Origin of the sequence: Corynebacterium sp. HMSC05E07, from assembly GCF_001807225.1 — a bacterium.
Classification (GTDB): Bacteria; Actinomycetota; Actinomycetes; order Mycobacteriales; family Mycobacteriaceae; genus Corynebacterium; species Corynebacterium singulare.
Map to the genome: position 1 here is coordinate 1 of NZ_KV788246.1, position 3,373 is coordinate 3,373.

4 protein-coding genes and 2 pseudogenes are annotated in these 3,373 nt (G+C 50.6%); all 6 read right to left on the reverse strand.

Features of this window, described 5'->3' with window-relative positions; genetic code table 11:
- Positions 1-158: pseudogene (locus HMPREF3149_RS13405) on the reverse strand (IS481 family transposase); the annotation flags it as partial.
- A gap of 393 nt (positions 159-551) precedes the next feature.
- On the reverse strand, positions 552-1,013 hold the full coding sequence (locus tag HMPREF3149_RS13105) for a type II toxin-antitoxin system PemK/MazF family toxin (protein ID WP_083280826.1): 462 nt from the start codon (positions 1,011-1,013) through the stop codon (positions 552-554).
- Between the two features lie 36 nt (positions 1,014-1,049).
- Positions 1,050-1,715 carry a Panacea domain-containing protein gene (locus HMPREF3149_RS09010; RefSeq protein WP_070537551.1) on the reverse strand — a complete coding sequence of 222 codons (666 nt, stop codon included), beginning with the start codon at positions 1,713-1,715 and terminating at the stop codon, positions 1,050-1,052.
- Positions 1,716-1,851: 136 nt separating this feature from the next.
- Positions 1,852-2,133, reverse strand: a complete 282-nt coding sequence (locus HMPREF3149_RS14070; protein WP_083280827.1) for a transposase — start codon at positions 2,131-2,133, stop codon at positions 1,852-1,854.
- A 71-nt stretch (positions 2,134-2,204) separates the two neighbouring features.
- Complete coding sequence (locus HMPREF3149_RS13115; RefSeq protein ID WP_256366438.1) at positions 2,205-3,242, reverse strand: zinc-binding dehydrogenase; 1,038 nt, start codon at positions 3,240-3,242, stop codon at positions 2,205-2,207.
- Positions 3,170-3,373 (reverse strand): annotated as a pseudogene (locus HMPREF3149_RS13930) (integrase core domain-containing protein); the annotation flags it as partial. The pseudogene HMPREF3149_RS13930 and the gene HMPREF3149_RS13115, both read right to left, overlap by 73 nt.

Sequence of the window (3,373 nt, forward strand, 5' to 3'; positions counted from 1 at the left end):
TTGCCCCTACCAACTACGCCGAAACGGCAGCGGGCTTGAAGTGTTCGGATCCATCGTGTGCTGACGTCGAAATGTTCAGCTGCTTCGGCTTGAGTCATGCCGGTAGCAAGCATGGTTTCGATGATGATTTTTGGGCTTGGTTTTGTCTTCTTCTCCATTTTTAAAGCATGGAGGATCGATGTCTCGAGACATCGCTTTTCGTCGTGTCTGGGCAGTTTTAGCTTCAGGGTTTTCAACCGGATCGATGTGGTGAGACATTGGTGCTGGTTGGACCGGAACGATCTCATGAGACATGCGGAACGATGTCTCCGAACCAGACAAGTGGTGCACGCGGCTAGGTGATGACACCGTTCGGTTACTTTTAAGTTTGTCACCGTTCGGTGTCATGCTGGTTGTGTACTGCAGGGATGGTGGCAAGTTACACGAATTACATTGCCTCAAGAGTGCGGACCAATTTCTTTCTGGAGCAATGCAAAACCGCCTAAGACCAAACTGCATTACGCGAATTGCCAAGAAAGGCTGAACCCAAGAGACGACATCCACAGGGCTTCTTATATGCCAAACGGCCCTGGTTTCGGAAAAGGGGATGGCACAGCACTTGAATAGTTATCATCATCAGCTGAAAGCATTCCCAAGTAGTCAATGATCAAGTCATCGAGCTCAAGTATTCGATTGTCATTCAATTTCCCTTTATAGTCATCGAGTTTATCTTTGTCCATCGGCTGAATGAGAGTCGTTCGCACCCACGATTCATTTGAAAGATTCCCTTCACCACGATCAAGGTGAAGATCATACTGAGTGGCAAACTGTCTCGCTTCAGATGTTGAAATCGGACAAACCGAAACTACAGGAAAGGCGCGATCTTGATTCTTTAAGTCAGTAGACACAACGACAACTGGCCGTCCGTCATGAACTACCGTACGGGAAGAGTCTGGCGGCATATTCAAGGCCGAGTCAGCTACCCACCACACAGATCCTTTGGTACAAAACTTGGCGAGACGCGCGGAAGGCATTCCATCACTTTCTACATACGATTTGAGTATTAGTGCTCAGTACAAGAGACGCTTATTTGCATCCCCGATGGACGATGAGAATGCGCTCAGTTCAGCTCGAAGTCCCTGAAGATCACCATGATCGTGCCGAACTCGCGAATCACTCAATTTGCGTTGCCGAGCTTGGGCTATGCGCTTTTTTGCTGCGGATCGCCTAGAACGGGGCGAGGGTTCCTTGGTCCCCAGTGACATATCCAAATGGACATCTCGCCGTCCAGAGTGCGACTGGGCTAGTTGCATGGGTGGCGTGGCATAAGACTTTTCTGCCACTTGCGTTGCATTCAAACTTCCAAGCTCAGTGAGGACCTTTTCAACAATCTCTCCGAGCACAGAATTGATATACTCGTCTGAGTCTATCGCCATTGAGCTATACCGGATCGCGAGTCGATGTCCCACATACCCCACAGGATAAATAACTGCTTGAGACGATATTACCCCTTCATCAACTAAGGCCTTCTCGACTTCCGTCACTGCAGGGCTATAGGGACCGTAATTGTGCCACATCCAATCGATACCTGTAATTGTTCTGCCGATGCGGTCTACTGCATTCAAGTCTGCGAAATAGAGTAACTTTTGTAACTTGGTGCGCGTAACTTCATACCCAAGTTCGGCACTCCTCTGCAATATATGAAGCGTAATTGCTTTGACAATATTGTTACACATTTCACTCTCCTTCCATGTAATGCGGCAGACAAATTGATGATCTACCTTAGTATAGCGCGACTCGGCCCTGCAAAGAGTGCCAAAAGTGAGTCTGTTAACAACCCTCGCAACTCAGCCCTCCAGGAAAGTGAAGGGGTCATTGTGAGGAAAGCAGGTGTGCGGAGTTGGTGGAAGGTACAGGCTGTGAGGTTTCGTGAATGGACCCCATGCGAAGTCTCGAGACATCGTTCCGGTCGGTGTCTCGAGACTTCACACGGCGCTCACGCTCGAGTTTGACCCACCGGCCTAAAATTCGCGGCGGAAACACCGTTCTCCTAGCCACATGAGTAATCGGGCGCTGCAACTCGATTACCAGGTTCGCGGCTTCACGCCGATACTCCGCCATGTACTTCTTGCGCAGTTGACTCACAATGAACATCCTCTCCTACGGACACAAGATCCGTAGGAGAGGATGTTCACTAAACGAGGGCAACCTCAGGGGTGCGCTCTCTACTGGTATAACGCGGGGCGCAGCGCAGCCTTCGTCACCTTGCCTTCTGCAACATCGTGAAGGGCTGAGTTAACGTCGTCAAGCTCGTAGGTTGTCAGAATTGATGTCAGATCGTGACGGCTGACGAGTTGAGGTAATGCCTGGATGTACTTAACGTAATGACGCTCTGAGAATCCCCAAGAACCAAACACCTTGAGCTGTTTCTTTGTAATGTAGTGAGGATTGATCGGAGTGACTCCGTGGTCGGTATACTGGCCCAGAACCAACAATTGGCCATTAGGTGCTGCTAGATCGATAGATTCGGAAACGGCTGCAGGAACCCCGGCACATTCGATAACTACGTCTGCTCCTCTGCGACCTGGAGTTAAGGACTGAACGGCTTCCAGACGAGCTGCTGGGGTCTTGTAAATCTCCATATCGATAAACTCGTCTGCAGCGTTTATTTCTCGAGCAGTTTCCATACGTCCGGTAGGCGCTCCAATAAGGATAACTGTTCCTGCACCCATTGCCTTGGCGAACATTGCGGATGCCAATCCCACAGGTCCAGCTCCTTGGACAGAAACGATGTCCCCTGGCTGAATAGTTAAGTATTCAAGCACGCCATGAACGGCAGTAGGGCCTGCACATCCCAGCGTAATTACCTGCTCGAAGGTTACCTCGTCCGGAAGTTTCACGATCACGGTGCCCTTTTCCAAGACAATTGCTTCCCTCCATCCGCCATTCAAATGCGATGCCACGTTTGTCGGGCGGTTAATTCCGTAAATCTTCCGGTTCTTGCAAAGCGTGCGCTCACCGAGGATAAGGCATTCGTAGCATTCACCACATGGGATGCTATCAGCCCAGCCGACCCGATCCCCGACCTTGAGTTCCTGACCAGCAGAATCGTGAGTAAGTCCCTCTCCGAGTTCGCGGATAGTGCCGGTTGCTTCGTGTCTGAAGCGTCCTGGGTTTAGTTCCGCTTCTTTTACGGCCCTGTGTTGATGGACTGGGTGAGATAGTACTCGGTTTCTACTTCCTTTGTGGTGGCGTAGTCCAATGCTTCGTGAAGCCGCTTGGTGTTCCACCAATGCACCACCGCAAGGTGGCCAATTCGACTTCTCCGACCGACGTCCACGGACCTTGGGCATGAATCAATTCCGCCTTGTAGAGACCATTGACTGTTTCGGCT